This is a genomic window from Streptomyces sp. NPDC059010 (assembly GCF_042740355.1).
GTDB lineage: Bacteria > Actinomycetota > Actinomycetes > Streptomycetales > Streptomycetaceae > Streptomyces.
The window spans coordinates 33,234-59,986 of record NZ_JBHYJA010000037.1; the positions used below are offsets into that span (position 1 = coordinate 33,234).

Sequence of the window (26,753 nt, forward strand, 5' to 3'; positions counted from 1 at the left end):
GGAGTTCAGTGGCCGAGGTGGCGCAGGCCCTCTTCGAAGGTGGGGTGGAACCGGTCGGCCGGACCGGAGTGGCGGTTGTACCAGGCCGCGTCCAGGCCGGGCTCCTTCGTCGTGTGGCCGGCCCGGCAGCGCAGCCAGACCGAGTCGTCGCGCAGGCACAGGACGATCCAGTCCCGGTACACACCGCACTCGGGACACGTACGGATCTGCCCGTCGACGACGAGCGGCTGCAGCCAGCGCATCATCAGACCGGCCACGTCCTGACGCGAGGGAACCCGCAGGTCCGGCGGCAGGAAGTCAGACGTCGGCGTCTGTGGCGCTGCCGGTGTCTCCGTGCCGGATGCGGGATCCGGCAGGGGCCACTCGGCATGCGTCTTAAGCAGCTCGTAGCCCGCGAGCTGGGCTTCCCGGAACGCGCGATCCGCGCGAGCGCGTCGAAAGAACAAGGACTCTTCCTCTCTGTCGTACAGCAGGCACGGGACCTGCCTCACACCGGTGACATGCAACTCAGGGAAATCGGCAACGAGTACCACCGCAGGCACCGTCGGACCACGAGATCCTCAGCCTCGCCGGACCACGGTGAGTCGGCCCTGCGCGCTCTCGGGCAAGGTGCGGCGGGGCACCGGGACCAGTGAGGCGAGTGAGGCGGCGAATGCAGCGACCAGGTCATGCGGGACGCTGGCGCTGAAGCTCGCGCACCACAGATACGGGGCGCCGACAACTGGTTCAGCCCACGCCTGCCAGCCCATCAGGTCAGGGCGCGGGTCGGCGTCCTCGATGAGCGGCGGCAGCATCCCCAGGGAGATGCAGGCAGAGAGCCCGGGGTCTGTGGCGGCTGTGTGGGGGCGGTCCACGTCGCGGATCCAGCCGTGGGCGATGGGCGCGTCGAGGACCGTCTCGGGCCGTTCAAAGCCCGTGTCCGGCGCCTCGCGGGCATCGAGCGCGATGAGGAGGTCGGAGAGCGCCTCGTGCGGAACGCCGGCGGTGAAGTACGCGTTCCACTCCGCCATCGCGGAGGCCGCGTGCGGGCGTGCGCTCAGCTGCCAGGCAACAGGCAGGCCACCCAGTTGGAACGGGTGGCTGGCGAGGATCCATTCGGCGCCACGCAGTCCGTCAGGGCTCACATGGAGCAGGGTGTTGCGGGCCGTGGGCCACACGCGCCAGCCGAGGCCGGCCAAGGTGTCGCCGATCCGCTCGGCGAGTACGCCGTCGTCACCGGCCAGGTGCCGCGGGGTGACCCAGTACATCGGGTCTGGCGAGTCGGGGAGGAGAGGATCGCTGGGGTGGTGCGGGTGCAGGGGCGCCTCCGTGGCTCAGGGACCAGGGTCCAGCAGGGTGTTGTACGTTGACATGCCCTGCCCCAGCGCGCCAGTCCTTTCGGGCTCTTTCCTGTCTGCCCCAGGCGAACTTGCCGCCATGCCATCGTGTGGGATCTCAAATTCCGTGTCGGAATCTCACGGTCGGTGTCGGATGGAAGTCGGATCCGACACCATGCTGAGATTCGCAGGTCGCATTAGGCAAGAGAGAGCGCGGTCAGTGGGTTGCTGCTTTTCTACGCTGGTGCCCACGTTTACTCGTTGGGGGACTCCGTTGCCAGCGGGATGCCGCACTGCAGGCAGCCGTTCGCGTGGTCGTCCCGGCAGACGTAGCCGATGGCACCATCCACGCACCATTCGGCGGCCTCCTCGGACAGCAGGTCGGGCCCGGCATGGAGCAGCCGACGAAGTTCCGTGGTGTCCGCAATGTCGACCGGGCGGTTGGTGAACCACTCGTCGAACCAAGGCTTGTCTCGGTGCACGTGCCAGTGCCCATTCTCCCGGTCGTCGACAGCCGTAGTGAACCGATCGACGATGCGCCCCCAACTCGGTGTTCCGAACCAGCCATTGTCGGACGCGCAGAAGAATTCGATCAGGGTTCGCAGGCCGAACGTCTTCTCGCGAAGGCAGTACGCTCGCCCCCAAGCGATCGCGTCCTGTGCCATCTCCGCGAGTTCTTCGCGCGGATCAGCCTCGTGTGCCGGGTCGTCAGGGTTGTGGCAGGCTAGCCCGAGCTCGAGAACAGACTGCCCGGTCGGTAGAACCCGGGACGGGTTGACGATCGCGAGACCGAGACCGATCCAGTCGACATGGTCGAACGACAACATCGAGCGCACGAGTCGGGTGGTTGCCGTGTTGATCCGCATCATTGTGCCGTCGTGGAGCGGACTCTTCCCGGCATGCCAGTTCTCGACGGGTGTGTTGCGCCACACGGCGAGCGTGATGCGGGTGGCAGCGAGCCATAGCAGGGCGTCGTCGTCGAGGTGCCCGAACCGCTTGGCGCACTCCTGGGCGCCGTAGGTGATCAACTCTTCCGGTTTCGGCCATCTGTGGCTGTCGGGCCCTTCAGGCGCGTACTCGTAGTCGTCGGCGTACTCGTCGAGGATCGCGCTCAACTCGGCTGCGCTGTAAGCCTCGCTGTACTCGGAGCTGTCCGGCTCCTCGACGGTGTACATGTCGTGGTCCCAGGAGACGTACACGTCGCGCCAGAGCACTACGTCATCGCACTCGCCGGCGTTGTCCGTCACAACCGGCCTGATGGTGATCGGGGCAGTACGCCCATCGGTTCGCTCGCCGTCCTTCTCGGCGGCCCATGCGGTGATGACCCCGAGCGGCTTCGGAAGGAGAGGACCGACCTCGGTGATGCTGAACGGCTCGTCGTCGTCATCGGTGTCGAACCGGCTGTTGACGAACGCGACCGCCTCGGAGGGCGTGCTGACAATGGACTGGCTACCACTCTCGTTGTCAATCACTCGCCACAACGCCCTGTTCTTCACGATGCTCTCCGATCGCGGTGAGTGCACCCGGGGCGGGTGCGATGCGCCGGGTCGCTCGGCACTGACTCCAATTATGGGCTGATCAACCCATCCGTAGTCCCGAAGACGCTTGTCGGCGACAACGTTCGGTACGTTCGCGTGCAACCTGCTTTTCGCGACCGCGGCAACACAGCAGAGTCCCACAGCGGAGGAGGCGAAGATGGCGCTGAACAAGAAGGGTTCCCGGCGCATAACCGTTGACGGGATCGAGTACCGCTGGCGGATCCGCAGGAAGCCCTCCTACATGCAGGGCCTCTGCTGGACACCACTGACCTATGCGGTTGAAGCAGCCAGTGGCAGCCAGCCGGGCACGACCTTGATCGTCACCAGCGGCCAGGCCCATCCCAGCAACTGGGTGGGCGTCGAGGCGGAGCCCATTCATCCGGCTCACGTTGTTGCCAGCATTCGAGAGGCACGGGATCAAGGCTGGGATCCAACCCGGGTCGGTTCTCCTTTCCAGCTCGACCGATCCGCAGGATTCATCGCCCAGTCATGAGACAGAGCGGAGTAGGGCGGCGCCTCTGGCCCGGCATCATGGCCTGGTGACCACATGGATGCGCTGCTACTGGGACGAGGAAGACATCTGGTTCTACTTCGAGGTCGACGCCGAAGGCTGGGTGATCCGGCAGGTCGAACTCGAAGGGCCAGAGCTGATCCCAATCGCAGCTGCTTCCCTCGCCGAGTGGCAGCGGGCCCGCGACGCAGGCCGCCTCGGTGATTACGACAGCAGATTCGGGATCACCGCCGAGCTGCCCGTCTCGGAATGGGAAGGCCACGACCCCGAACAACTCACCTTCGAGGAGTTCGAGGACGTCTGGGGCCTTGCCCGTCAGCAGATCGCATCCCGGCCCAGCTGACCTCTCGGCGCCGCACTGGCTTCTTGGCATCATCGCGACATGACCCCGACCCTTCCCCGCACTGTCCGAGCCGTCGACACCGCTCAGCTCCTGGACCTGGCCCAGGAGGCCGCCATGCATGGCTTCAGCCAGCGCGGCTCCCGGTCGACTGGCTACGAGAGCACCTCGCCGCAGAAGCGACGCACTACCTGTTCCCGACACTCGTGCAGCGGCTCACGCACCGTCCCGAGGTGCCGCTGCAGTGGAGGTGCCAGCAACTGCTGACCGTCAGCACCGGCGAGCAGATCTGGAGTCTCCTCGATGTCCTTCCCGACACCTTCGACAAGATCTCGGAGACCTTGGACACGGCGTCCAAGAAGGACATCGTCAACCGCATCGAGCAAGCAGTGAAGGTGCGGGAGTGGATGGAACGGACGGCCGCCGATGCAGGTTCATGAGGTCCGGCGCAGCCGGCTTGGGCAGTCTGAGGAAATGACATCGATCTGAGACAGCCGCTTGCCGACACGTCGTGAGACTGGAGGGGAACGTCCAGGTCATAGCGCCGGCGCCTGACATCGAAAGTGAGAACCTACACATCGAGGCGCGTTCCGTTTCGGAACATCAGGGCCGTTCCGCTTCGGAACAACACGGCCGTTCCGTTTCGGAACATGAAACCCTTTCGGGATGTCGAACCCTCGAAGAAGATCAGCACGATGACCACGCCCGACAGCCTGCTCGGCAAATCTCCCTCGCCGTGACATCGCCAATGGGTAGGCGGCAATGACCACAGTCAAAGCCTGTCGAACGGCTGAGGACGACGGCCCCGGTCCCTCAGGGCGGATATCGCCAGTCTCGGGCTGGGCAGGAACCCGCGGACATGCTTCAAGCCCTCACATCACGCCAACCGACCGCCATTCGCGGTCGAGGATCGCATGCACGACCGAGTCCCTCCACTTCCCGGCCTTCAGGACATGTTCGCGAATCACCCCTTCTTCGACCATCCCGACGGCCGCCATGGTCTTCGCCGACGCTTCGTTGAGGGGTGACCTCGCTCCCCAGACGCGGTGCAGGTCCAAGTCGTCGAACCCGACGCTCAGCAGCAACCGCACCGTCTCCCGGCCATAGCCAACACCCCAGGACTGGGGGCGCAGGGCGAAGCCCATGGTGGCTCCACGCTGCTGATGGGGGTCGGTGGCCAGGCGGCCGAACCCGATCAGCTCGGCTGTGCCCCGCTCGATGACGGCGAACGCGTACTCGGTACGGGGAGTCGCGGTGGCGGCGGCGATGGACCGGGCCACGATCTGCGTGACCTGTTCGCGGGTACGCGGTTCGAAGGACAGGTGCTCCGTGGCCTCGGGGCTGCCATAGATGGCGAGCACCGCGTCCACGTCTTCCACGGTGAGTTCGCGCAGATCGAGGCGGGGGCCGGAGCGGCTGACCGGGTACATGCCCCGGACTCTACCCGCGGGGCAACGCCGGTCGGCTCGCCGGGAACGCCTCGATCTCCGCACGGAGGTCCCGGGCGACGGAAGCCGTGCGCGCGGGGCTGTGCATCAGTGCCTGACGGACACGTTGCGCGGACACGACGATGCCGTTGTTGCGGTGCGAGAGCGGCAGGTCCAGCACAGGGCGGATGGCCTCGGCCGTACCGTCCACATCTCCGCTGAAGAGACGGACCAGCGCGAGATCGCACTGGGATCCCGCGAGGTCTCCGAATGCCCAGTTCGCGGACGTGGGGTCGCTGAAGCCCCGCACGGCCTGCTCCGCCTGGGCGGCGAGCCCCGCATTGCCGTGGCCGAGGAGCACCTCGGACTCGACCGTGTAGTAGAGCTGCTTCTCGGGTGCGTAGGTGAACAGGCCGCCGAGCTGGTCGAGGTCGTCGGCGACGACCCGCTCTCGCCGATCGGCCGCCTGTTGGTTGGCGGCACGCACTGTTTCCTCGTCGCCCAGGACGGCACCAGCGCGGGCCTGGAGACCGAGGAGCCACAGGCCGACGGTGCCGCGGAGGTTTGCGGCGGTCTCGGCGCCCTGGCTGGCGTAGTGGTAGGCGTCTTCCGGCTTGTCCGCCCAGTAGGCGATCAGTGACTTGAGGCCGTCGGTGAGGGCAATCAGCCCGGCGTGTTCGGCGTCCCTCGCGCAGGAGGCCGCTACACGCGTCATGGTCATCGCATGGTGGGGCGCCTCCATGTCGTTGAAGCCCTTGGCCACCAGAAAGGACAGCACGGCGGCTTTCACGTTCAGGTCACGCAGTTGCGACGGCCGGACCCTGCTGCCGTCGAGAAGGCGGAAGACCTGGTCCTGGGTCTCCAGGAGGTCTTCCCAGAGCGCCGACAGGGGCTCACGCGGGTATGCGGCGACCAGGCGCGACACCTCGTCGTCGAGGAGGCCGAGCGTGTCGTCGCCCACCCTCTCGCGGTCCTTCCCCAGCAGGAACTCCTTCGCGCGCTGCACAGCCATCGCACCCGTCCTTTTCATCTCGGTCAGGCCCACACCGACACCGGCGTGGGGTGCGGTCGGTGACGCACTGGTCAGCGGGACGAACGCCGGCTCGGCAGCCTCGGGGACTTCCGTCCAAAGGTCATCGATGCTGTAGCCCAGCATCTCGACGATGACCGGCCGGAAAGCCCGCTGCGGCATACGCCCTTGGTAGATCCACCCCTCGACAGTCTTGGGGGCCGGTTCCGCGTTCTTCAGGCCGAGTCGCTCGGCGGCTTCCCGGTACCGCGGGAGGAAATCCTCAGGGCTTCGTATGCCTCGTGCTTCGAGGGTGTGCCGGAAGAACAGCACGGCGCCTCCTATCCCGTCCGTCTGGCACGTCACTGAAATGACGTTAGAACGCTCTCCTCATCAAGTTGCCCCATACAGACGAGCCTTAGCGGTTCCGAGGAAAGTCCGAGGACGGGGCGAGGAAAACCGTCAACTTCCGCACCACAACCCGAGGTCGGGTTGGGGGTAGAGCCGTCCGCACACGGTTGGAACGCTCGTAGCAGCCCTCGCTGAGAGTGTCCGTACGAGCACAATCGTGAACCAGGGAGTCCCCTTGTGAACCCGTCCATGCAGCGCTCCGCATCCCCCGCCTTCGCCGCGGTCGCGCGCACGACCGAGTCCCGCCTTTCCCCGTACGGCAATGAAGCATCGGTCGCCAGTGCCGACGAGCCGGCGATGGGCCTGGTCGTTCCGCTCCCGATCCACGTTCCGGACGAGCCCCCTTGGGCGTGGAAGACAGCCCTGGTCGCGACCCTCGGAGCCGGCCCCAACGCACGGCTGCGTATCCGCCCGCGCCTGTCCGTGGCGGCATGGAGCGGAGACATCGACGCGGCCGCCCAGATCACCGACAAGGTGGTGGACAACGCGGTAAGTCACGCGAAACCGTTCGACGACGGCAAGTTCCCGCTGCGCGCGTTCATCCTGCCCACGAACGAACTCGTCATCGAGGTGGACGACCAGACGCCAGAGTTTCCGGGCTTCGCCGAGGCGATCTCCTGGAAGCCGACGGACGAAAACGTTCCTCCCTGCGGCTTGTGGTGGGTTCGACGTTACGGCGGCCGACTCTCTTACGCCGTCTTGCACGACGGCGACAGGAAGGCGATCGGGAAAACCGTTCAGGTCCTGCTTCCGGCTACGCCGGAGGTGTCCGCGTGATCCACGCACGCCTTCCTCGCCGTGCGGCTGCCCGGGACATGGCGCCTTCAGCGCCGCACCAACTGGCACGAGCACGGGATGCTCCCGTGACTCCTCGGGCTTCAACACCACCCAAGTCCCAGTCGGATCGATGAGGGAGCACTTCTGATGCAGGCTCGCCAGACACCCCCCGCCGCACCCGCCTGGGCACGCAACCTCAGTGAGCCAAGACTCCTTGCGGCCGGAGAGGACTGGGACGCCATCCGCGTCGAGGCTGACGTGGGGGTGCGCGCTGTGCGGCTGCTCGAAGCAGTCGGGACTCCGGTGGGACCAGTGCTCCACGATCTGTGCAGCGACAGGACATATTTCCTCACCCCGCCGGGCACGGCGGACGGCTGGAGAGAGCAGGGCGCCCGCGCTCTCGGAGCCGGATCATGGGTCGTCCTGCCCCCTCCCGCCTGGGACGGACTGCTGCGCTGGGTGATCGAACCGACCGAAGGAATCGAGCACACCGCGATCGACGACCTCGCCCCCGCCCTTGAGAGGGCATCCATGGCGGAAACGGAGTGTGGGGAGCCGGGCGAGTGAGCACCGGATCTGCTCACCTCACCGCTCCAGCAGATATCTGGGGCCATCCCGTGGAAGTTTGGACGCCTTCACTGGATCGCCAGGCCCTGGAGCACGTCCTGGAGAAGGTACGCGCGTGGCAGCCGTTCGACGGCGGCGCTCTGCTGGACGACGTGGCCGAGGTGCTCGACGACACCCTGCCCTCCGGAGAGGACGTCGAAGTACTCGACCAGCGCTTGCGCGGTCACCTCACGCGACTTGTGGACATCGCCGTCGCAGCCGAAGCGGATCAAAGCGACCAACCGGTGGCCCAGCTCCTCGAACACGCGAGCGCCATGCGCGTCCAGGACATGCCCGTCGACCACCGGCAGGCCGTGGGGCACCTGCGTCGGATGGGCTGGGCCGTGAACGAACTGCTGGAGCGGCTGGTCGAAACGGGCTTCCTCAAGGAGGCGGCCTGATCAGCGCTTCTGCGACAGCACCACCTCAGAATCATGCCGTAGCTGTGCCCGCGCTCCCAGGGAGACGACACGCGACCGGGACCAGTACCTGGCCCGGAAGCTCGGCCTTCGAACGCTTCCCACACGGCGGACACAAGCTTCGGCGCCGAGCCCCCTCCTCAACCGCCCGCCAAATCCCCTTCCGGGCGCTAAAGGAGCACACGATCTGACGATCCCTACGTTGGGAGAGGCACTATGCGAACAGTGCTCGTCACAGGCGGTGCGGGCTTCATCGGCTCGCACTTCACCAAACGTCTCCTGCGCTCCGAGGACGTGGCCGCGGTCACCGTCCTCGACGCACTCACCTACGCCGGTCACATCGAGAACCTCGGCGAGGCGTTCCTCGACCCGAAGCTGGACTTCGTCGAAGGGAACATCCTGGACACCGAGTTGGTGAACGACCTCGTCACCCGGCACAACCACATCGTCCACTTCGCCGCCGAGTCCCACGTCGACCGCTCCTTCTACGAAGCCGGCAACTTCCTCACCACGAACGTCCTCGGCACTCGCACCCTCCTGGACGCCGCCTCTCGGCTGGGCGTGGACAAGTTCGTCCACGTCTCCACCGACGAGGTCTACGGGCCGCTGCTGACGGGCATGGCCGACGAGTCGGCTCCACTGCGTCCGAGCATCCCCTACGCGGCATCGAAAGCAGCCAGTGACCTGGTGGCCCTGTCCTACTTCCAGACCTACGGGGTGCCGGTGTGCATCACACGCTCCTCGAACAACTACGGCCCATGCCAGCACCCGGAGAAGATCATCCCCCTGTTCGTGACCCGTCTACTGAAGGGCGAGCCGGTCACCCTCCACGGCTGCGGCCAGCACATACGCAACTGGCTCCACGTGGAGGACAACTGCGCCGGCATCGAGCTCGTCCTCCGCGCAGGCGTACCCGGCGAGGTCTACAACATCGCCGGCGGCACTGATCTGACGAACAAGGAACTGACCCAACACATCCTGCGGGTGTGCGACGCCGACTGGACCGCGGTGGCGTACGTGCCGGACCGCCAGGCAAACGACCTGCGCTACGCGATGGACTGCTCGAAGATCACACGCGAACTCGGCTACCAGCCCACCCGAGCTCTGAACGAAGGACTCGAAGCAACCGCCGACTGGTACCGAGCCAACCCCGGCCGGTGGGCGCCCCTCCTGCGCAATCCGCAGACGCGGATACCGCAGGTCCGCGTACCTGCCCCCGAAGGAGCGTGAGACCGGTGGCACAACGCATCCTCGTCACCGGCATCGGCGGCGCCCCCGGCTTCGACCTCGCCCGCAGTCTGATGCGGCTCGGCTACAAGGTGATCGGCACCGACAGCGAGCCCCTCGCCTACGGTCTCGCCCTGGACGGCATCACAACCCGCACCCTGCCGCCCGCCGGCCACCCCGACTACGCAGCCCATCTGCTGCACCTGTGCCGCACACTGCGGCCCCACGGACTGCTCTCCACCGTCGAGGCGGAGCTGCCCATGCTGCTCACCCTGCGAGCGTCGCTCGGAGCCTTGGGCGTCCGTACCTGGCTCCCTGGGCTCAGTGCGGTGCAGGCGTGCGGGGACAAGGCCCGCTTCCACGACGTCATGACCCAGCACGGCATCCCCACACCCCGCAGCGTCGGTCCCGAGGCGATCGACGACCTGCCGGACGGCCTGCTGGTCGTCAAGCCGCGCCGAGGGCAGGGCGCGAAGAACGTGCATGTCTGCCACACGCGGCAGCAGGCCCGCATCCTGTGCGAACTGGTACCCGACCCGATCGTGCAAGAGCACATCACCGGGCGGGAGTTCACCGCCGACTGCCTGATCGACCGCGTCGGCCGGGCCTCGGTCATCCCACGGTGGCGTCTGTTGGTGAAGGCTGGGCTGTCGATGGTGTCGGCCACCTTCGAAGACCAGGCGGTGATCGGCCAGGTGAGACACGCGCTGGAGGCCGTCGGCATGGAAGGCGTGTGCTGCGTGCAGGGCTTCGTCTCCGGCGACCAGGTCATCCTGACCGAGATCAACGCACGTATCGCAGGCGCCTTCCCGTGCGCTGAAGCTGCCGGTGCCGCGCTCGTCGAGCAAGCCGTCAACGGCCTGTTCGGACGGCCCGTCGACCACGACCGGCTCAGCTTCAAGCCCGGCGTGTACCTCACGAAGTGCTTCGAGACGCTGAGCCTGCACGAGAGGGATGCCCGATGACGCTGTCCGCCGAGATCACCCGCAATGCACGCCCCTACCTGCACGGCCCCGAATTCGAGGCCGCCGCCGAGGCCATGCGCGTCGGCCAGTACGGGCACTCCGAAACCACCGAACGGTTCGAAGCCGAACTCGCGCGATACCTCGGCGTCCCCGACGTGGTGGCGGTTGCCTCGTGCACCGCCGCGCTTCACCTCTCGCTGCTCGTTGCCGACGTCGGACCGGGCGACGAGGTGGTCGTGCCGTCACAGACGTTCTGCGCGACCATCCAGGCCATCATCTCCGTCGGCGCCAGCCCGCGCTTCGTAGAGGTCAGCCCCCGCACGTCGTGTGTCGATGGCCGCGCGGTAGGCGACGCACTCACGCCGGCAACCCGCGCCGTCCTGCCAGTCCTGTATGGAGGTCGGGCCGTCGACCTGTCCGCCATCCGCCCCGTCCTCCAGGAACGGCGCATCACCGTCATCGAAGACGCGGCACACGCCTTCGGCTCCCGTACGGGCGACGGACCCGTGGGCGCCACCGGCGACCTGACCTGCTTCAGCTTCGGCCCGATCAAGAACCTGACATGCGTCGAGGGCGGCGCCGTTGTGCCGCGCAACCCGGATGAAGCAGACGCCCTACGGGAATTACGCACCCTCGGCATCACCCAATCGCAGGCCGAGCGCATTCGCACCACCACCTACGACGTCGCCCGCCACGGACTGCGCGCCACCCTGTCCGCCGTACACGCCGCCGTCGGGATCGTCCAACTCCAGCAGTTCCCCGCCGTCGCCTGGCGGCGCCAGGAGCTGTGGCGAGCGTACGCGGCCGGCCTGGCCCGCATCGGCGTGGACGTGGTCGACGTCGATATCGACCGAACCGTGCCGTTCAACTGCGTCGTCCGCATACCGCAGCGCGATCAGGTGCACGCCATCCTGACCAGCATGGGCGTCGGAGCCGGCGTGCACTACCCGCCCAACCACCTCCAGCCCGCCTTCGCCCCATGGCGGCGCAGCCTGCCCGCCACCGAGCAACTCGGCCGGGAAATCCTGAGCCTGCCGTTCCACCCGGCCATGACCACCACGGACGCGGCCGACGTCGTATCGCTGCTGGACGGGGCCCTGGAGGAGGTGCGATGAGCCGCCGCCGCATTCTGACCGTGTGCTACGGCAACATCTGCCGATCACCGCTCGCAGCCGCCGTACTCGCCCAGCTCGGCGGAGACACAGTCGAGGTACGGTCCGCAGGCATCCGGGACAAGTGGACCGGCAAACCCGCCCACCCCACCATGGCCGAGGCCGCCGCACAGCACGGCTACGACCTCAGCGGACACCGAGCCCGCCAGGTCGACGGCGACCTGATGCACTGGGCCGACACCATCCTGGCCATGGACGCCACAAACCTGGCAGCGCTGAACGAGCTGGCCGACGAGCGCACGGTCGGCCGACTCGCGCTCTACCTCGGCGACCGCGACGTACCCGACCCGTTCGGGCGGCCTGACGGCGCGTTCGACGACTGCATCGAGATGATCGTCACGGGCGCCGCCCGTCACCTTCAGCGCCCGGACGGCTGACCTACGGCCGACAGGACCGCATCGACAAGCCGTTCCGCGGCATCGGGGCGGCCGTGAGCGCGCGCCCGCTCGGCGACACTCGCGCGCCGCGTCCCATCGGTCAGCAGGGGACCGACAGCCGCCTGCAGGCTCGCCGGTGACACCTCGTCCAGCAGGGCGACGGCGGCACCGGCATCCTGCAAGTGGCGAGCATTGTGGGCCTGCTCGTTGCCCGCCGACGACGCCAGGGGGATGAACACCGCGGCCTTGCCGAGGGCGGTGATCTCGGCGATCGTCCCTGCGCCGCTGCGGGAGATCACCACATCGGCCAAGGCCAGGACGTCCGGCAGCTCGCTGCCGACGAACCCGGTCAGGTAGTAGCGGGCCGCCAGGGCGGGCGGCAGAGTGGCCGCCAGCTCCCGCATGGCGGCCAGGTTGGCCTCGCCGCACTGGTGGATGACGTTCGCGTGGCCCAGCAGCCACGGCAGGATCCCGCCGACGGTCTGGTTGATCTGGGCCGAGCCCTGCGCGCCACCGGTGACGTACACGGTCGGCAAGGAACGGTCGAAGCCCGTCAGGGACAGCGCCTCCACAGCCTTCTCCGCCCGCCCCGCGAGCACCTCCGGCCGCACCGGATTACCCGTCACCACGGCGCCGGCACGAGCCGCCTCCGGCAGCAGCGAAAGTGTGGACTCCGAAGACACGGCGAAGACGGCCGCAGCCCGCGCGAGAGCCTTGTTGGCGAGGCCGAGACGGACGGTCTGCTCGTGCACCACCAGCGGACGCCGGCACATCTTCGCCGCCAGCCCCACCGGCACGGCCACATAGCCACCCGTGGCGAGCACGACGTCCGGCCGGAAATCAGCGACGATCTTCCGCGCCTGACTCACACCGCGCGGCACGTTCGTCATGTCCTTCACGTTGGCCGGCGAGACCAGCTTCAACGGATTCTTCGAACGACGGATCTTGCCCGTGGCGACCTCGACGAACGGGATGCCCTCGGCGGCGGCCACACGAGCCTCCAGCCCACTCGCTGTGCCCACCCAGAGCACATCGAGAGCCCTACCCGCAGTGGCCAGACGTGCCTGCAGTGTCCGCACAGCGGTGAGAGCCGGATACGTATGCCCGCCGGTCCCGCCGCCGGTGACGATCAGGCGGAAGGGCGCCGCAGGGCTGGTACCAACGCCCTGGAAGAAGTCAGCCATTCCGGGAGACTAGCGCGACCTCCCAAAGCGACGTCGCACGGTCGAGGTCGAGGTGGGTCAGCCAGTTGGCGGTCTTCACCACCCGGGAAGCGCTCGCGGAGGTCACCGAGCTGTTCGATTGCGAGGGGCCGAGTTCGGCCTCCGCGACCGTGGGCTCGTCATAGCCGACAAGGACACGCGCGGGGGCACCCCCTCTGCCGACGGAGGCGACCGCCTGCGAGTCGTACGGCTGCTGTGGCATACAGCCAGTCTCGCTCCGCGCGCCGTAGACCTCACCCTCCAGCCGCCCGCAGGCCCCGACGTTCGTGTTTCGTAAGGAGCCGATGCCCGTTATATACGGTTCGCGCTCGTAGGGTGAGAGCTGTGATGACCTCTTCCGAGCCTGCGGATGTCGAAGTCGTCCTCCCCTGTCTGAACGAGGCCGAAGCCCTGCCAAGGGACCTCGCCCGTATCCTGCCCGGCTGGTGTGCCCTCGTCCTGGGCAACGGTTTCACCGACGGCTCGCCGGACATCGCCCGCCGACTCGGTTCGACGGTCGTCCATGAACCTCGCCGCGGCTTCGGAGCCGCCTGCCATGCGGGGCTGACTGCCGCGACGGCCGCGATCGTGTGTTTCTGTGACCGCGACGCCCCGCTGACCCAGGCCCTCCTCGTACTGTTCGTGCGCGAAGGGCAAGACGGCGAGGTCGACTTGGCGCTCGGGCGGCGCCGACCTCTGGGCCAAGGTGCCCGGCCCGCGCACGCCCGGGCCGACAACATCGCACTCGCCCGGATGCTGCGCCGCCGCACCGGCCCGCGCCTGCACGACCTCGCCCCGCGGTGGACCGCCGGCAGCGCTGCGCTGCTCGGCCTGACCGACCGGCGCAGCGGCTGCCCTCTGCAGACGGTCGTGCAGGCCGCCGACGCGGGCTGGCGCGTCGCCGAGCACGACGTCCCCTGTCTGCCGCGCTCCGGTACCTCGAAAGTGACCGGCCCCGGCGTAGGACCTGGCAGGCGGTACGGGACATGAGCCGCGTCCCGGCCGAGCAGCGCGTCACACCCTCGGCGACCGCGGCGCGAGGAGGAACCTGCCGATGACCACCCTGCTCGTCATCGCCAAGGAGCCCCGGCCGGGACGGGTGAAGACCCGGCTCACCCCGCCGTTCACGCCCGAGGAGGCCGCGGCGCTCGCCGAGGCGGCTCTCACGGACACACTGCGAGCAGTGGCCGCCGCACCGGCCCGGCGCCGGGTCCTGGTGCTCGACGGGACTGCCGGGTCCTGGCTGCCGCCGGGCTTCGACGTCGTACCGCAGTGCGCGGGCGGTCTCGACGAGCGGCTTGCGGATGCCTTCGCCCGCTGCAACGGTCCGGCCCTGCTGATCGGAATGGACACCCCGCAGGTGACACCGGAGCTGCTCACCGTGGACTTCGACGGGTGTGGGTATGACGCCTGCTTCGGCCCGGCCGAGGACGGCGGCTTCTGGGCGCTCGGGCTGGCCCACCCGGACCCTGAGCTGCTGCGCGGGGTCCCGATGTCGACGCCCACAACCGGTGCCGCACAGCGTGACCGGCTCGTCGCCTCGGGCCTGCGCGTGCACGACATGCCGCGCCTTCGGGACGTCGACACCGTCTCCGACGCCGAAGCGGTCGCCGCCACAGCACCGCACACCTGTTTCGCCGCGGAGCTGGCCCGACTCCAGCAGATCGCCCGCCGATGAGCACGGCACGCGAGGTGGGAGCGCGGGACACCGCGGAGCACAGCTGGTGCGCCGCCCCCTACACAGACGCCCTCCGGGCCGGCCACGGGCCCCTCTTCCTGCGCCGCAGCGACGGATGGCTGCTGCCCCTGAACGTCGAGCGGTGGTGCGCGCCCGCCGATGCCGTGGACCGGCAGATCCTGGACCGGTGTGAGGGGGCCGTGCTCGACGTCGGCTGCGGACCGGGACGACTGGTCGCGGAACTTGCCGCCCGTGGCCGGACCGTACTCGGCATCGACATCAGCGAGGCCGCCGTCGCCCACACCCTAAGGCTCGGGGGGCGGGCCCTGTGGCGGTCGGTCTTCGAACCACTGCCCGGCGAGGGGCGGTGGAACACCGCCCTGATCCTGGACGAGAACCTCGGCATCGGCGGCGACCCGCACGCCCTGCTCCGCAGACTCGCCGAACTGCTGCTGCCGGGTGGCCTGTTGATCGCCGAGACGGTCCCGGTGGACGTGGACGAGCGCGTCGATGTCCGCATCGTGCCCGGCACCGATGCCCCGGGGACCGCCGGCGCCCCGTTCCCCTGGGCCCGGCTCGGCACCCCGGCGCTGCTCCGGTACGCCCGCCCGCTGGGCTGGCATGCCGTCGATCAGTGGTCGGCCGGTGGCCGCTGCTTCGTCGCCCTGCGCAGCCGCTGCACCAGCAGCAGCGCCGAGCCGCCGAAGAGCACGGCCGTGATCAGCAGCCATCGGGCGAGGAAACCGTCCCCGGACAGGCCGGTCGCCGACGGGTAGTGGTCCGCCACACGGCCGCTGATGAGCGGGAACCACACGAGCAGGAGCAGCCCGGACAGGGCGGCCGGTACCCGGACGTACAGGGCCCATTCCCGGTGGCCGGCGGCGCCGAGCGACCCCACCACCGCGTGGTCCGCCACCGCGTAGAGCGGCAGCAGCACCAGGTCGTGGAGGAGGGCCGCCCCCACGAACCACAGCGCCACCTGGAACCAGTCGTCCGCCAGCAGCCGCACACCCGCATAACCGGCCAACGCGAACGAGCAGGTCAGGAGCAGGAGTTGCAGCGGGCTGCCCACCTTCACACGGGGTCGCCTCACAGGTCTCCTCGCAATTCCTCTCATCGCAAGTCCTCTCAGAGGTCGCCGAACGTCATCCGGGCCACCCACTTGGTGTTCAGCACGCCGGGAGCGGCGGGCACGATGATCCGGGCCGGGTAGCCGTGATCGGGGGTCAGCGGCTCACCGTTGACGTCCAGGGCGAGCAGGGAGCGCGGGTCACGTACCTGGTTGGCGCGCAGGGCCGCCGAGCGGAACGCCCCTCGGCGCTGGAGGGACTCCACCAGGACGTCGGGCGCCGCGTCCGCGTCGTATCCCACCAGGGCGGCGAGATCTCGCAGTCGTACGCCCCGCCACCACTGGTCGGAGGTCGACCAGCCCTCCACGCAGGCGATGGGCAACGCCGCACTGTGCAGGGGAAGCGCCAGCAACTCGGCCCGGCTCAACCGGACCGTCCCGGTGCGCCCCCTGACGACCAGCCGCCACGCCTCCTCGCTCGTCTCGGCGGCGCTGATCCCCCGGGACGCGGCCGTCTTGTTGATCTGGAAGCCGCCCGGGTCGCTGCCCGGCTCGGCACCCCCGTGTGGGGCGAGGAGGGCCGTGCGCCGCCACGGACCGTCGAAGTTCTGTCCCACCGTGGTCACGAACAGCAGCAGCGAGCCGCCACCGACGAACCACAGGGCCCCGCGCCGCGACACGGTGGGCTCCGCGGGCCGAGGGGAGACCAGCGGGAACTCCGGCTCCACGCCGGCCTCCTCCTGAGAGCCCGTCCCCTCCCGCATGCGACGCAGATTGCGTACGGCAGCCGGTGCCCTCAGCACCACGTGCACGACGAACGCGGCGAAGAAGACCCACGCCCCGTAGAAGTGCAGGGTGTAGAAGGAGCCGGGGAAGATGTAGTCCAGCTGGATGTTGAGCACACCGGTGACGAACTCGAAGAGCACGCCGCCGACCAGCAGGAGCAGCGAGATCCGCTCCAGGGCGTGGGCCAGCGACCGGGCCGGCGGCAGCGCGAACAGCTTCGGCACCACCGACCACAGCTTGGCCAGCAGGACCGGGATGAGCGTGATGCCGAGCGTGACGTGGACGCCCTGGTTGAGCCGGTACAGCCAGTGCGGGTCGGTCGGCCAGGAGAAGAGGTAGAAGCCGAGGATCCCCTTGTCCGGGGTCTTGTCGTTCACCGGAGACAGGTTCGGGTTGTACGCGGCGTAGGACACCAGCCCCGTCACGAACAGCACCGTGATCCCGCCGAGCAGCACGACCCCGAGGACCGAGGTGAACCAGGGACCGCGCAGGGGACTGCGCCAGAAACCAGGGGACGAAGGCAGGCGTTGGTCGGGCATGTCCCGACGTTAGGCAGGAACCTGCCCTTACAGGGTGCGCGACCCATGACGAAACCCTGACGTCAGCACCGCGGGCGACCCTGCTCGCCCCCTTCCGCCCTAACGTTCCGTGTGTGATCCGCCCCCTGTTCCGCGATCTGGCCGCTGTCCTGGCCGCCGTCCTCCTCGTCGTGGCGGCCGTCCTGGTCGGCCGGCACCTCCACTTCACCTACGACAACCTGCACGTGAGCTGGCCACCCCTGTACGCCAACTGGGGCCCCCACGTCGGCCCCGGCACCCCTGCCGCGCTCGTCGTGGCAGCCGCCGTCGTGGCGTACGGCCCACGCCTGGCCGCCCAGCTGCCGTGGCGCACGCTGCTGGGCGCCGCCTGGGGTGCGGCGATGGCATGGACCTGGTCCCTGGCGCTGATCGACGGCTGGCAACGCGGGATCGCGGTGCGGCTAACGACCAAGTACGAGTACCTGCAGGTCATCGACCGCTTCCAGGACATCCCCGCGACGCTGCGGGACTTCACCCAGCACATCCTGATCGGCTCCCCCGACCACTGGCCCGCACATGTGGCGGGCCACCCTCCGGCGGCACCTCTCACGTTCGTCCTGCTCGACCGGGCCGGGCTCGGCGGCGGGGCCTGGGCCGGAATCTGGTGCATCACCATCGGCGCATCGGCGTACGTAGCGGTACTGGTCGCCGTGCGGGCGCTCGCGGACGAGGCGCTCGCGCGCCGGGCGGCGCCGTTCCTGGTTCTGACGCCGGCGGCGGTGTGGATGGGGACGTCCGCGGACGGCTACTTCGCCGCGGTCGCCGCCTGGAGCATCGCGTTCCTCGCCCTCGCGGTGACCGGACACCGGCTGCGGCTCACCGGCTTCGCCTCCGGGCTCCTCTTCGGCCTCACCTGCTACCTCTCCTACGGACTCGCCCTCTTCGCCGTGATCGCGGCCGCCGTCCTGTTGCTCGGGCCACGACGAACCCCGCCCCTGCCCTACGCCCTCGCCGGAGTCACCGTCGTCCCGCTCGTCTTCACCCTCGCCGGCTTCAACTGGTGGGAGGCGTACCGACTGCTCGTCGAGCGCTACTACCAAGGGGCCGGCGGCATCCGGCCCTACGGCTACTGGGTGTGGGCCAACCTCGCCTGCACCGTCCTGATCGTGGGCCCGGCAACGGTGGCGGCCCTGCGGCGCACCGGCGCCACGCTCCTTGAGATCCCGGCACAGCCCACGGCACAGCTCACGGCACATCCTCCCCTCGACGCACCTGTGCCCGTCCGGACACCCGACCGTCACGGCGCCTCCGCGGGTATCCGCTCCGCCCTTCGCCAGCGTGTCCTGCCCCGGGCAGGCACACCGGGCACCACCCCCGACCTCCGCCTCGCCCTGCTCGTTGCCGCCGCGTTCGCTGCTCTGCTCATCGCCGACCTGTCCGGGATGAGCAAGGCGGAGACGGAGCGCATCTGGCTGCCGTTCGCCCTGTGGCTCCTGGCCGCAGGCGCGTTCCTGACCCGCCCCCGTGCCTGGCTCACCGCCCAGGCCGTCCTCGCCCTGCTCCTCAATCACCTGCTGATGACCGGCTGGTGACCGGCTGGTGATGAGAGGTAACAGGTTCCGTCAGCCCCAGCCCGTAGATCTCCACCACCGTCCGCAATACCCACTGCTCAAAAACACCGCCGGCTGACGTCACCAATCCGTAAGCCTGCCGCACTGTGCTCCCTGGGCCCGACGGCTCTACAGTCACAGCCGATCCCGACTCACAGGAGCCGTCATGCGTGCCCGCATTCTCCTCCCGGCCGTCCTGGCCGCCGCTTTGTTCGCCGCCACGGCGTGCGGGTCCGGTGGTACCGACTCCGACAGTGCCGCACAGGTCCCACCGTCGCAGACGGCATCTGCCGAGCAGGAGTCCGCCGACGCGGGCGAGAGCGGCGCTGCGCAGGTTCCCGAGGTACTGCGGTTCACCGGCACCACGGTGGACGGCAAGGCGTTCGACGCCAAGACGCTTGCGGGCAAGCCAGCGGTGCTGTGGTTCTGGGCCCCGTGGTGCCCCAAGTGCCGTGCCCAGGCCGCCGAGACCGCCAAGGTAGCCGCCGCCTACCAGGGCAAGGCCAACGTGCTCGGCGTCGCCGGCCTCGACAAGAACGCCGCCATGAAGGACTTCGTCTCCCAGACCGGCACCCAGGACTTCCCCCACCTCTCCGACGAGGCCGGTGACGTGTGGAAGCGGTTCGGGGTCACCGAGCAGAGCCGCTACGTCATCCTCGACAAGGACGGCCAAACCGTCTACGAGGGCGTGCTGCCCGCGGGCGAGGGGCTGGCCGAGAAGGTCGCCGGGCTCACCGGCTGAACGCGCCATGGCCGACCTGCCCCTGGCCCTAGCGCTCAGCGCGGGCATGCTCGCCGCCGTCAACCCGTGCGGCTTCGCCCTGCTCCCTGCCTACCTGTCCCTGCTCGTCCTCGGCGACGACTCCCCCAGCCGTGCGGCCGCCATCGGGCGGGCGTTGATCGCCACCGTCGCCATGACCGCCGGATTCGCCGCACTCTTCGGTGTCTTCGGCCTGGCCGTCCAGCCCGTGGCGGGGCAGGTTCAAGAGCATCTGCCCTGGTTCACCATCGTCTTCGGGCTGCTCATGGCCGCCGCCGGAACCTGGCTCCTCGCCGGACGTCAGCTGCCCGTCCTGGCCCCGAAACTGCGGCGCGCCCCGGCCGTGACCCGCTCGCTGCCCTCGATGGCCCTGTTCGGGATGGCGTACGCAACCGCCTCCCTGGGCTGCACCATCGCCCCGTTCCTCGCCATCGTCGTCTCCGCCTTCCGCAGCGGCTCAACAGGTGAGGGCATCGCCCTGTTCGCCGCGTACGCGGGCGGGATGGGCCTGATCGTCGGTGCCGCCTCGCTGACGGTCGCCCTCACCCGCACCACCGCGGTCACGCGCCTGCGCCGTCTCGGTGCCGTCGCGCCCCGGCTCGGCGGCGCACTGCTCGTCTGCGTGGGCGCGTATGTGGCGTACTACGGCTGGTACGAGATCCGCGTCCAGCGCGACCCCACCACCCAGGACCCGGTCATCGACGCCGCCGGCACCGTCCAGCGCACCGTCGCCGAGGTCCTGGACACCCTCGGCCCCACGACGATCACGGTCCTCTTCGCGGGGCTGCTGGTCACGGCGGCAGCGCTCGCCCGCCGCCGGAGGACCCGCCGGTCACGCGGTACGAAGACCGGTGGTCGGCCGGCGCCCGGCCCCACTTCTTGACGCGGCCCCGGGCGTCTGGAAGGTCGCCGGAGGGCCGGCCTTCTCACCGCTTGGGCCCGGACCCGCTGCGCGAGCCCAGGCCCAAGGCGCTGTTCCCGGGCCGTAGCCGACCCGGGCGGGAAGGCCGAAACGTCAGACGGCGAGGGTGCTGCCGTCGAACCGGCTCAGGGTGAACACCGCGTCTTCCAGGGTGACTTCCTTCGCCTCGCGCAGCACGCCGATGGCGATCTCCTCGCCCAGCCGCACCGCCTCCGTGAAGTCGGTGCGCCAGTGCACACCGGCCATGTTGCGGCCCGTGGCGATGTTGGCGGCGACCTTGTTCAGCTCACCGCCGACCGTGAGCCGCCCGGCGTCCGGACCGGTGTACGGCTCCAGAGCGGTGCCGTCGGTGCTGGGCACGACCGGGTCGGCCAGGATGTGCGACTCGTCGAACCACGCCTTCAGGATCGTCACGCACGCCCCCGCCACCGTGGCGTGGCCGGACCCGTACGAGGGATGGGTCGGGCTGCCCTCGGGGAACGCCTGCGGCAACAGGTAGCTGCCGTACTTCTCGAACACCCGCTTGACCGCGACGGAGTCCAGCACCTCACCGTCGATCGGGTACTCGCGCTGCCCGCGCAGCTGCTGGTGGACCCGCCCGCCGAACTCCTCCGGCCGCAACCGCCGGTGCACGAACCACTTCTGGAACCACACCGCCTTCAGCGCCCGGGTGGCCACCTCGGTGACGAGCGAGAGGATGTGCGGGCCGCCGTACGTCCCGAAACCGATCTGGTTGCGCGAGAAGTTGTACGGGTTGCCCGGATCCGCCGGCGCGTTCATGCCCAGCAGGATCAGGGCGGCGTTCAGGTACGCCTCGTACAGCGCGTCGAAGTGCACGTAGTGCGCCAGGTCGCGGGGGGTCTGGATGTAGCGACGGCTGGCGAAGTCCCGCTCGTCCGGCTCGGGTTCGGAGCCGTTCTGCACCTCCAGCCAGTCGCCCCAGGTGGTCAGGTGGTCGACCGGGCGAACCAACGTGTCCTGCCGCTGCGGGATCAGCAGCGTGCCGTACGGGATGTCCTTGAGCAGGAACTGCGAGAGGTACGGCCCCACCAGGTCGCCCCGGGTGTCGCCGCGGAAGATGGTCTGCGCGGTGACCTGGCCGTTCTGCTTGGGCGCCCGGAAGTCCGACAGACCGCTCAGTTCGGTGGCCGCCTCGGCGACCAGTTCACTGTCGCCGAACCGCGTGAACAGCACGTCGCGGCACAGCGCCATCCAGTACAGCTCCACCGCCTCGGCGGAGTTCTCCGCGCTGTCGATGCGCGGGGCCGACCGGATGGCCAGCGCCTGACCGTCCGGGCCCTGGAGGTCGAAGGAGGCGCCGGCCTGCGGGTTGACCAGCTTGCGGGTGTCCCCGAGCGGGATCCGCTCGAAGTCCTCGTAGCTCCCGGTGGCCAGCGCACGGCGCAGCAGGTGGTAGGCGGCCGGGTCGACCTCGCCGAACTTGTTGTGCGGCAGCGCCTTGGAGTAGTTGGCCACGAACGGGTGGTCCGTCTCCTCCCCGTTGGCTGCGAGAACCGGTACATGGCGCTGGAACTCGGCCTCGGCGGCCCGGACCCGCGCGTCGCGCGCGGCTAAACGACGATCACTCATGTGAATCCCCCGTGCTCCCCGTGAAAGGTGCGAATCGCACCACATCCCATGAGACATCCTGCGCCGCAGGACCGTTGCACAGAACACGGGCAATCGCGAATATCTGCACATATAAAAAGCAGGCTTCCGAATCGACCCAAATCGGAAGCTGCAACTCCGAGGAGCATCCTGTTTCGTTGGAGCTCTGGCTCGGCTGCGGCCCTGGACAGACTCGCCGGCCAGGATGATGTCGCCGTACCCCTGTCCGGCAGCAGCCAGGACTTCAGGACCCCGAGGACCTGCGACCTGCAGGAAACACCGGACGCCACGGGCAGGCGTGGTGCGACGAGACGTCGGCGCAGGACCGGCTCCAACACGTCGCGCGCCAGGGCCGGTCAAGATTGAGGATGAACCGACCGAGGGAAGCGCGGGCGGCAGCGTGCCTCGGGCGCCTCAGCCACGACCGGCCTCGCCGGGCCCGGTTCGAATCGCTGTCGCCTTGACGACAACGCCGCGAGCGGCCCGCATCCAGCACTCCCCGGCGCGTGTGCCGCCGGGGCCGCCCGGACCCCCGGGCTTCCTGCTCGGCGTGGGCAGCGGTCAGCGGTGCGACTTGCAGGCGTTCAGCAGGGCCCGGTCACCGTCCAGCGCCATGACCGCCGGCATGGCGGCGCGGAAGCATGCCGGTCTTCCCTGTGGGGGCGCTCCTCCCGGTCCCCCAGGCGAGCAGTGCGAAGCCCAGGGCGAAGCCGAGCATCGTCCATACGCCGCGTGGCCAGAAGATGTGGCTGTCGATGAAGGACCAGCCGGCCGCGAGGAGCACCATCGTGCCGGGAAGGATTCGGGCGCCGTGTTTCGGAAGCAGCGCGACCGCCGTGGCGGCGACGGCGCAGATGAGGGCGTAGGCGCCGGCCTGCCCGAGCGCCTCGCCCGTGTCGTAGAGCGGTCGTTTGATCGGCCCGAGGTTCGCTGTCTTGTCGGCGTGCTCGACCGCGGTCCCGGCCGCGATACCGGCGACCGTGTCGAGACCGGTATAGAAGGCCGCGTAGACGAAGGCACCCGCCCAGGCCACCACGGTGGCGAAGCCCGCGAGGTCGAGTCGGGGCCGATGCCACAGAGGGACCAACAGACCGACCGTGAGCAGGGGAAAGACAGGCAGCAGTGCGATGTGCAACCGTGCCCAGTCCGAGGCCGTCGATGCGGACAGCCCGTGCGGATGCGCAATGCCCGCCACAGCCAGAACAAGAGGGGCGGCGGTGACGAGGGTGATGCTTCGGATGACCGACACGCCTGCGAGCGTAGGCGCGTGACGTCACCTCATGTGGCCGCGTAAGGATTCCGTAAGACGCAGGCCGCCCACAACCTCACACGACAGCCGCCTGCACTCATGACCAGGCGCGGCCGCGCCTCTCGCACACGTTCCAGAGCCCAGTCGACTCCCTCATGGTCGGCATGCCCGAGGCTTTGGCAGAACCCGCGGAGACCCGTCCCCCGGTTCCGGCGGCCTGGCCGCCTCTTCGAAGGCGCGGACGGTGGCGGGGCTTCCCAGCCCAGGGTGGCGGAGACGAGGGCTATCGACGGACGGATCTCCGGAGGGACGGGATAGGGCGGGTGCGGACCTTGCTGGTCAAGCCGTGGGTGATCGGGGTGATGGTGCTGGCTGTTGCGGGGCCGGATTCGGGCTGTACTGGTTCCAGCTCTGGAAGCTGTGGCAGGACGAGACGGTCCAGAACGCTCAGGCTTGTACGACTGGCCGACGGCTCTCATGCCGTGCGGTTGGAGGACCTTGACACCAGCAACGGGCCGGATCTGCGCATGTGGCTGACGGACGCTCCGGTGAAAGATGGCCGGGCCGGCCTGGGGGTCTTCGACGACGGCGAGTACGTCAGCCTCGGCAAGTTGAAGGGCAACAAGTGCAGCCAGAGCTTCGTCCTGCCGAAGACGTCGACCCGGCCCGGTTCAGCGGCGTCAGCATCTGGTGCGACCGGTTCGACGTCTCCTTCGGTGCTGCCGAACTCTCCCGTGTCTGACAGGCCCTGACAGCACTGACGCCGACCGGGCTGCCTGCTTCAGGCCAGCGCGTCGAGAGCAGCGAGGATGTCGGCCGGTTCGGCGCGGGTGGTGTAGTCGGTGTTGACGAATGCCCAGCGGATCACGCCTTCGCGGTCGATGACGTACGTGGCGGGCAGCGGCAGGGTGCGCGGGTGGCCGGCGTTGACGCGCTGGAGGTCGAAGCCGAGCTTGTCGTAGACGGCGGCGAGGTCGTCGGGGAGGTCGAAGGCGAGGCCGTACTGCTTGGCGGTGTCGGAGCCGAGGTCGCTCAGGACGTCGAAGGCGAGGTCGTGCTTCTCGGTCAGGGTGAGGGACTCGTCGGGGATCTGCGGGGAGACGGCCACCAGGCGGGCACCGCGTGCGGTGATCGCCTCGTGGTGCTGCTGGAGGGAGCGCAGGGCGATGTTGCAGTACGGGCACCAGGCGCCGCGGTAGAAGGTCAGGACCACCGGGCCGTCGTCGAGCAGGGCGTCCAGGGAGAGGGTCTGCCCGGCCGCGGAGGGGAGGCTGAAGTGCGGGGCCTTGTCACCCACGGTCAGGGCGCGGTCGGCCTGGCCGGAGTCGGCGAGTTCCTGGCCGGCCCGCTGCATGATCTCCCGGATCTCGGCGGGGATCTGCTGCTGACGCGCCTCGTAGAAGGTGCGCAGCTCGGTGTTGAGGGTGGTCATGGTGCTCGTTCCTCCTGGTGGGCGACTGGAACGGGACCGGACGCGACGGAGCATCCGAGCGGTACCCGCGAGCAATTCTTGAAACGTTCGTTCCAAGATAAGGGTATGCGTAGTCCCGCGCCAGCCGTGTGGAGGTGCCGATGCGTCAGAGACTGGTGAAGGGGCGATGGTCGGTCAGGGCGAGAGCCCGGATGAAGGCGCCGAGATGGACCACACGGCGGGCGACGAAGCGGCGGAGGCGGGGTGACTGCGACCCGTACGCGGCCGCCCAGAGGGCTGGTATGCGATTCATGGGGGCATGGTCGCGGCGCGCGGGCGCCCAGCGGGCGGATCGTGGACGAAGCTGGACGCCCTCGAGCTGGTGGGCGAGCTGCCCCGCTCTGTATCTGTCAGCACCTTTGCGGCGTGCTGAACGGGGAGTATCTTGGAATTTCTATTTCAAGATGGCGGGGTGAAACATGCCGGACATCAAGCACTTCGATCCGGATGCCACCTTGGAGACCGTGGTGCGACTGTTCTGGCGGCAGGGCGTGGCCTCGACCGGGATCCAGGACGTGGTGACCGCGACCGGGCTCAACCGATCCAGCCTGTACGCCACGTTCGGCGGCAAGCAGCAGCTCTACCTCGCTGCGCTGCGCCGTTACATGGAGCAGCGGTCCGAGCCGATGTTCCGGCGCCTGGCCGAGGACGAGCGGGGCCTGCCCGCCATCTCCGAGTTCTTCGACGGCCTGATCGAGGCGCGTTGCTCGGGTGAGTACGCCCGCTGGGGCTGCATGGTCTCCAACGCGCACGCAGGGGCTGAGAACAGCGATCCTGAGGTACGCGCCGTCCTGGACCAGCACCACCGAGGGCTGCGCGAGGCGATGTACGCCGCCCTCGTCACCGCCGACCGCGACGGGCAGCTCGCCCCCGGCGCCGACCCAGGAGCCTCCGCCGATCTGCTGGCGCTGCTCGCCTATGGCGTCAACCTGCGCTCCCGTGCTGGTGCGGATGCCGCGACACTGGGCAAGACGGTGACCGCCGCCCTGGACTCGATCGGCGTCCGGGCGGCGGCATAGAGGTGCCTGGAAGCGGCTCAACTGGGGCTGGCTGCAGGTGAAGTGCTGGGACGGAGCGTGGAGGCGGCCTACTCTTCCGCGTCTGCCGTGTAGTCCCCGGGAGACGTGGCATCGATGCCCTCGGGTGCCTTCGCAGCCTTCAGGACGAAGGTCAGCACCACCGTCACCACCACGTTCAGGACGAACGCCGTGAGGCCGATGTAGCCGATCTCGCCGATGCCGGGGGTTTCCTTCGCGGAACCGCCGAAGTGCTTCTGGGTCGGGGAGGCGACGCCGTACGCGGGGGCCCGCAATCACTGCTGGACACGCTCACCGCCTACTTCGCCAGCGGCTGTCTGAACACCGCCACCGCCCGCAGCCTGGGCATGAGCGTGCGGACGGTCACCTACCGGCTCAGCCGCATCCGCCAGCTCACCGGCCACGACCCCACCGACCCCGACCAGCGCTACATCCTGCAGACCGCCGCGCTCGGCGCACGTCTGCTGAACTGGCCGTCCCAGCCCCTCCAGCCGGCCGACTGACCCTGAACGGCGCGACCGCCGACACTGCGTACGGCTCTCGACACGACGTACGGCCCTCGCAGCACGTACCGCTCCGCAACAGCACGGTCGACGTCGACTCGGCGGACTACGCGCCCCGCCACCGTGAGAGCTCTGGGTGTGCTCTCCAGCCCGGGGGCCAAGGGCCAGGGCCACCGCGCTGGAAAATGGCCCCACGTGGCGGATGGCCTCCATGAGCTCGTCAGTGGCGGTTTGGGCCCGGCCCT

28 protein-coding genes and 6 pseudogenes are annotated in these 26,753 nt (G+C 69.0%); 19 read left to right on the top strand and 15 right to left on the bottom strand.

Annotated elements, in window-relative coordinates; genetic code table 11:
* Positions 1 to 5: 5 nt before the first annotated feature.
* From ACFWYS_RS32740 to ACFWYS_RS32750, 3 genes are all read right to left on the bottom strand, one after another.
* Positions 6 to 446: a hypothetical protein gene (locus ACFWYS_RS32740; RefSeq protein ID WP_384776589.1), complete on the bottom strand. Its 441-nt coding sequence runs from the start codon at positions 444 to 446 to the stop codon at positions 6 to 8.
* Between the two features lie 114 nt (positions 447 to 560).
* Positions 561 to 1,247, bottom strand: a complete 687-nt coding sequence (locus ACFWYS_RS32745; protein WP_384776591.1) for a DUF317 domain-containing protein — start codon at positions 1,245 to 1,247, stop codon at positions 561 to 563.
* 323 nt (positions 1,248 to 1,570) lie between these two features.
* On the bottom strand, positions 1,571 to 2,812 hold the full coding sequence (locus ACFWYS_RS32750) for a hypothetical protein (protein WP_384776593.1): 1,242 nt from the start codon (positions 2,810 to 2,812) through the stop codon (positions 1,571 to 1,573).
* Positions 2,813 to 3,011: 199 nt separating this feature from the next.
* On the opposite strand from ACFWYS_RS32750, the gene ACFWYS_RS32755 reads away from it, so the two are divergent.
* From ACFWYS_RS32755 to ACFWYS_RS32765, 3 genes and pseudogenes are all read left to right on the top strand, one after another.
* Positions 3,012 to 3,347, top strand: coding sequence for a hypothetical protein (locus tag ACFWYS_RS32755; protein ID WP_384776595.1), 336 nt, complete (start codon positions 3,012 to 3,014; stop codon positions 3,345 to 3,347).
* Positions 3,348 to 3,405: 58 nt separating this feature from the next.
* On the top strand, positions 3,406 to 3,708 hold the full coding sequence (locus tag ACFWYS_RS32760) for a hypothetical protein (protein WP_037818656.1): 303 nt from the start codon (positions 3,406 to 3,408) through the stop codon (positions 3,706 to 3,708).
* 39 nt (positions 3,709 to 3,747) lie between these two features.
* A pseudogene (locus ACFWYS_RS32765) lies at positions 3,748 to 4,145 on the top strand (hypothetical protein).
* A gap of 432 nt (positions 4,146 to 4,577) precedes the next feature.
* Here ACFWYS_RS32765 and ACFWYS_RS32770 read toward each other — a convergent pair.
* On the bottom strand, positions 4,578 to 5,135 hold the full coding sequence (locus ACFWYS_RS32770) for a GNAT family N-acetyltransferase (protein ID WP_384776597.1): 558 nt from the start codon (positions 5,133 to 5,135) through the stop codon (positions 4,578 to 4,580).
* Positions 5,136 to 5,145: 10 nt separating this feature from the next.
* On the bottom strand, positions 5,146 to 6,507 hold the full coding sequence (locus tag ACFWYS_RS32775; protein ID WP_384776599.1) for a hypothetical protein: 1,362 nt from the start codon (positions 6,505 to 6,507) through the stop codon (positions 5,146 to 5,148).
* A gap of 222 nt (positions 6,508 to 6,729) precedes the next feature.
* Here ACFWYS_RS32775 and ACFWYS_RS32780 point away from each other — a divergent pair, with 222 nt between their 5' ends.
* Together ACFWYS_RS32780 and ACFWYS_RS32785 are read left to right on the top strand one after the other, a co-directional pair.
* The gene (locus ACFWYS_RS32780) at positions 6,730 to 7,329 is read left to right on the top strand and encodes a hypothetical protein (RefSeq protein WP_384776601.1); all 600 of its coding nucleotides are present in this window, start codon (positions 6,730 to 6,732) and stop codon (positions 7,327 to 7,329) included.
* Positions 7,330 to 7,476: 147 nt separating this feature from the next.
* Entirely contained in the window at positions 7,477 to 7,896 is a 420-nt protein-coding gene (locus ACFWYS_RS32785) for a hypothetical protein (protein WP_384776603.1), read from the top strand.
* A gap of 68 nt (positions 7,897 to 7,964) precedes the next feature.
* Here ACFWYS_RS32785 and ACFWYS_RS32790 read toward each other — a convergent pair whose 3' ends face one another.
* Complete coding sequence (locus ACFWYS_RS32790) at positions 7,965 to 8,177, bottom strand: hypothetical protein (protein WP_384776728.1); 213 nt, start codon at positions 8,175 to 8,177, stop codon at positions 7,965 to 7,967.
* Here ACFWYS_RS32790 and ACFWYS_RS32795 point away from each other — a divergent pair.
* The 5 genes from ACFWYS_RS32795 (at position 8,073) to ACFWYS_RS32815 (ending at position 12,095) form a co-directional block, all read left to right on the top strand.
* A complete protein-coding gene (locus ACFWYS_RS32795) occupies positions 8,073 to 8,336 on the top strand; it encodes a DUF6415 family natural product biosynthesis protein (protein ID WP_384776724.1) in 264 nt (87 codons plus the stop codon). The two genes, ACFWYS_RS32790 and ACFWYS_RS32795, sit on opposite strands and share 105 nt — an antisense overlap.
* 234 nt (positions 8,337 to 8,570) lie before the next feature.
* Positions 8,571 to 9,584: a dTDP-glucose 4,6-dehydratase gene (gene rfbB, locus ACFWYS_RS32800; RefSeq protein ID WP_384776605.1), complete on the top strand. Its 1,014-nt coding sequence runs from the start codon at positions 8,571 to 8,573 to the stop codon at positions 9,582 to 9,584.
* 5 nt (positions 9,585 to 9,589) lie between these two features.
* Positions 9,590 to 10,546, top strand: a complete 957-nt coding sequence (locus ACFWYS_RS32805) for an ATP-grasp domain-containing protein (protein WP_384776607.1) — start codon at positions 9,590 to 9,592, stop codon at positions 10,544 to 10,546.
* The gene (locus ACFWYS_RS32810) at positions 10,543 to 11,661 is read left to right on the top strand and encodes a DegT/DnrJ/EryC1/StrS family aminotransferase (RefSeq protein WP_384776609.1); all 1,119 of its coding nucleotides are present in this window, start codon (positions 10,543 to 10,545) and stop codon (positions 11,659 to 11,661) included. The genes ACFWYS_RS32805 and ACFWYS_RS32810 overlap by 4 nt, the downstream gene beginning before the upstream one ends.
* Complete coding sequence (locus ACFWYS_RS32815; protein WP_384776610.1) at positions 11,658 to 12,095, top strand: low molecular weight protein-tyrosine-phosphatase; 438 nt, start codon at positions 11,658 to 11,660, stop codon at positions 12,093 to 12,095. The genes ACFWYS_RS32810 and ACFWYS_RS32815 overlap by 4 nt, the downstream gene beginning before the upstream one ends.
* On the opposite strand, the gene ACFWYS_RS32820 is transcribed toward ACFWYS_RS32815, so the two are convergent.
* Positions 12,077 to 13,279, bottom strand: a complete 1,203-nt coding sequence (locus ACFWYS_RS32820; protein WP_384776612.1) for a glycosyltransferase — start codon at positions 13,277 to 13,279, stop codon at positions 12,077 to 12,079. The two genes, ACFWYS_RS32815 and ACFWYS_RS32820, sit on opposite strands and share 19 nt — an antisense overlap.
* The gene (locus ACFWYS_RS32825) at positions 13,272 to 13,520 is read right to left on the bottom strand and encodes a hypothetical protein (RefSeq protein WP_384776614.1); all 249 of its coding nucleotides are present in this window, start codon (positions 13,518 to 13,520) and stop codon (positions 13,272 to 13,274) included. Before ACFWYS_RS32825 ends, ACFWYS_RS32820 begins: the two co-directional genes overlap by 8 nt.
* A 125-nt stretch (positions 13,521 to 13,645) precedes the next feature.
* Between ACFWYS_RS32825 and ACFWYS_RS32830 the strand changes: the two are divergent.
* The 3 genes and pseudogenes from ACFWYS_RS32830 to ACFWYS_RS32840 all read left to right on the top strand — a co-directional run.
* Positions 13,646 to 14,355: pseudogene (locus ACFWYS_RS32830) on the top strand (glycosyltransferase).
* Complete coding sequence (locus ACFWYS_RS32835; protein ID WP_384776616.1) at positions 14,352 to 14,975, top strand: DUF2064 domain-containing protein; 624 nt, start codon at positions 14,352 to 14,354, stop codon at positions 14,973 to 14,975. Before ACFWYS_RS32830 ends, ACFWYS_RS32835 begins: the two are co-directional and overlap by 4 nt.
* Positions 14,972 to 15,421: pseudogene (locus ACFWYS_RS32840) on the top strand (class I SAM-dependent methyltransferase); the annotation flags it as partial. The gene ACFWYS_RS32835 and the pseudogene ACFWYS_RS32840, both read left to right, overlap by 4 nt.
* Positions 15,422 to 15,606: 185 nt before the next feature.
* Here the strand turns inward: ACFWYS_RS32840 and ACFWYS_RS32845 are convergent.
* Together ACFWYS_RS32845 and ACFWYS_RS32850 are read right to left on the bottom strand one after the other, a co-directional pair.
* Entirely contained in the window at positions 15,607 to 16,092 is a 486-nt protein-coding gene (locus tag ACFWYS_RS32845) for a hypothetical protein (protein WP_384776618.1), read from the bottom strand.
* 11 nt (positions 16,093 to 16,103) lie between these two features.
* A complete protein-coding gene (locus ACFWYS_RS32850; RefSeq protein ID WP_384776620.1) occupies positions 16,104 to 17,369 on the bottom strand; it encodes a molybdopterin-dependent oxidoreductase in 1,266 nt (421 codons plus the stop codon).
* A 113-nt stretch (positions 17,370 to 17,482) separates the two neighbouring features.
* Between ACFWYS_RS32850 and ACFWYS_RS32855 the strand changes: the two genes are divergently transcribed.
* The 3 genes from ACFWYS_RS32855 (at position 17,483) to ACFWYS_RS32865 (ending at position 20,601) form a co-directional block, all read left to right on the top strand.
* Positions 17,483 to 18,940: a hypothetical protein gene (locus ACFWYS_RS32855; protein ID WP_384776622.1), complete on the top strand. Its 1,458-nt coding sequence runs from the start codon at positions 17,483 to 17,485 to the stop codon at positions 18,938 to 18,940.
* 184 nt (positions 18,941 to 19,124) lie between these two features.
* On the top strand, positions 19,125 to 19,700 hold the full coding sequence (locus ACFWYS_RS32860) for a redoxin family protein (protein WP_384776624.1): 576 nt from the start codon (positions 19,125 to 19,127) through the stop codon (positions 19,698 to 19,700).
* Between the two features lie 7 nt (positions 19,701 to 19,707).
* Complete coding sequence (locus ACFWYS_RS32865; RefSeq protein ID WP_384776626.1) at positions 19,708 to 20,601, top strand: cytochrome c biogenesis CcdA family protein; 894 nt, start codon at positions 19,708 to 19,710, stop codon at positions 20,599 to 20,601.
* 132 nt (positions 20,602 to 20,733) lie between these two features.
* Here the strand turns inward: ACFWYS_RS32865 and ACFWYS_RS32870 are convergent, their stop codons facing one another.
* Entirely contained in the window at positions 20,734 to 22,230 is a 1,497-nt protein-coding gene (locus tag ACFWYS_RS32870) for a vanadium-dependent haloperoxidase (RefSeq protein ID WP_384776628.1), read from the bottom strand.
* Between the two features lie 616 nt (positions 22,231 to 22,846).
* Positions 22,847 to 23,497, bottom strand: coding sequence for a hypothetical protein (locus ACFWYS_RS32875; protein ID WP_384776630.1), 651 nt, complete (start codon positions 23,495 to 23,497; stop codon positions 22,847 to 22,849).
* A gap of 362 nt (positions 23,498 to 23,859) precedes the next feature.
* On the opposite strand from ACFWYS_RS32875, the pseudogene ACFWYS_RS32880 reads away from it, so the two are divergent.
* Positions 23,860 to 24,239 (top strand): annotated as a pseudogene (locus ACFWYS_RS32880) (DM13 domain-containing protein).
* A gap of 39 nt (positions 24,240 to 24,278) precedes the next feature.
* Here the strand turns inward: ACFWYS_RS32880 and ACFWYS_RS32885 are convergent.
* Together ACFWYS_RS32885 and ACFWYS_RS32890 are read right to left on the bottom strand one after the other, a co-directional pair.
* A complete protein-coding gene (locus tag ACFWYS_RS32885; RefSeq protein WP_384776632.1) occupies positions 24,279 to 24,929 on the bottom strand; it encodes a peroxiredoxin-like family protein in 651 nt (216 codons plus the stop codon).
* 145 nt (positions 24,930 to 25,074) lie between these two features.
* Positions 25,075 to 25,221 carry a hypothetical protein gene (locus tag ACFWYS_RS32890; protein WP_384776634.1) on the bottom strand — a complete coding sequence of 49 codons (147 nt, stop codon included), beginning with the start codon at positions 25,219 to 25,221 and terminating at the stop codon, positions 25,075 to 25,077.
* Positions 25,222 to 25,387: 166 nt separating this feature from the next.
* On the opposite strand from ACFWYS_RS32890, the gene ACFWYS_RS32895 reads away from it, so the two are divergent.
* A complete protein-coding gene (locus ACFWYS_RS32895) occupies positions 25,388 to 25,987 on the top strand; it encodes a TetR/AcrR family transcriptional regulator (RefSeq protein ID WP_384776636.1) in 600 nt (199 codons plus the stop codon).
* A 68-nt stretch (positions 25,988 to 26,055) separates the two neighbouring features.
* On the opposite strand, the pseudogene ACFWYS_RS32900 reads toward ACFWYS_RS32895, so the two are convergent.
* Positions 26,056 to 26,274: pseudogene (locus ACFWYS_RS32900) on the bottom strand (sodium:solute symporter); the annotation flags it as partial.
* On the opposite strand from ACFWYS_RS32900, the pseudogene ACFWYS_RS32905 reads away from it, so the two are divergent.
* Positions 26,260 to 26,508 (top strand): annotated as a pseudogene (locus tag ACFWYS_RS32905) (PucR family transcriptional regulator); the annotation flags it as partial. The pseudogenes ACFWYS_RS32900 and ACFWYS_RS32905 sit on opposite strands and share 15 nt — an antisense overlap.
* Between the last annotated feature and the right edge of the window lie 245 nt (positions 26,509 to 26,753).